Consider the following 849-nt stretch of genomic DNA (forward strand, 5'->3'; position numbering starts at 1 on the left):
GCGCGTTCAACACTAGCTGAAGCGATGGCTGCTGTTTCTCGGGTGAATGAGAGGCGCATTGAGGCCGCGGCCGATATTTGGTTGGCACGGCAAAAAGATCGTGCTCTTTTATGTGTACGCTTCGATTTGATCGCCATTTTACCGTGGCGTTGGCCGCAGCATATTCCAGCATTTTTTATGTCTAATAAATAAGAGTTTCTCTATCGTTTTAACCATGGTAGATGGAAAATATCTTGTTTATACACATGCGTTAGAAAAAGTGCCTAATAATTTGAGCGCTATGAGGAGTGAAAGATGGATGATTATGAAAAGTTTGCAACGGGTTTGTTGATTGTTTTTGGGGCGCTGATTATTGGTGGTTTAATGGCAATGCATATCGTGCTTATGAATAAACCAGGTTTTTTATTTGCATTAGCGGCTGCGATTGTTGGTTGGTTTTCCGCTTTTGCGGTGCTCTTTGATAAACCTAAAGTTTATTTGACATTGATTATTCTTGCCATGCTTTGTGTTGCATCTTCAATTAGTATCTATGTAAGTTAAAATGGCAAAGCGTTGGTTGGGTGTCCTTGGAAATTTTGAGAGCGAGGAGTAAAAATGACAATTGGCTTTTTAGGAACAGGTAAAATCAGTGCTTCAATGGTTGATGGTTTAATGAGAAGCGTTTTTGATGTTCCTTCCATTATCCTCTCACCACGCAATGCAAAAAGAGCAGAGCATCTTTCACGCAATTATGATAAGGTTATCATTGCTGAGAATAATCAAGCGTTGTTAGATGTCTGTGATTGTGTTTTTCTTTGTCTTCCCAACCAAATTGCAGAAGAGGTCTTGCGTTCTCTTCGTTTTCGTCCA

At 40.2% G+C, this 849-nt stretch carries 2 protein-coding genes and 1 pseudogene; all 3 read left to right on the forward strand.

The window, feature by feature from the left end:
- Positions 1-192: pseudogene (locus ACFINZ_RS10290) on the forward strand (YraN family protein); the annotation flags it as partial.
- 102 nt (positions 193-294) lie between these two features.
- Positions 295-540 (forward strand): hypothetical protein, encoded by a 246-nt coding sequence (locus ACFINZ_RS10295; RefSeq protein WP_011181065.1) that lies wholly within the window; start codon positions 295-297, stop codon positions 538-540.
- A gap of 54 nt (positions 541-594) precedes the next feature.
- Positions 595-849: NAD(P)-binding domain-containing protein (locus ACFINZ_RS10300; RefSeq protein ID WP_375701462.1), on the forward strand; the 255-nt coding region annotated here is incomplete at its 3' end.

This window comes from Bartonella sp. AA81SXKL, assembly GCF_042196945.1.
Lineage (GTDB): Bacteria > Pseudomonadota > Alphaproteobacteria > Rhizobiales > Rhizobiaceae > Bartonella.

Coding starts and splice junctions, on each gene's coding strand:
- ACFINZ_RS10295 (WP_011181065.1), top strand. CDS start 295: ATGGATGATTATGAAAAGTTTGCAACGGGTTTGTTGATTGTTTTTGGG.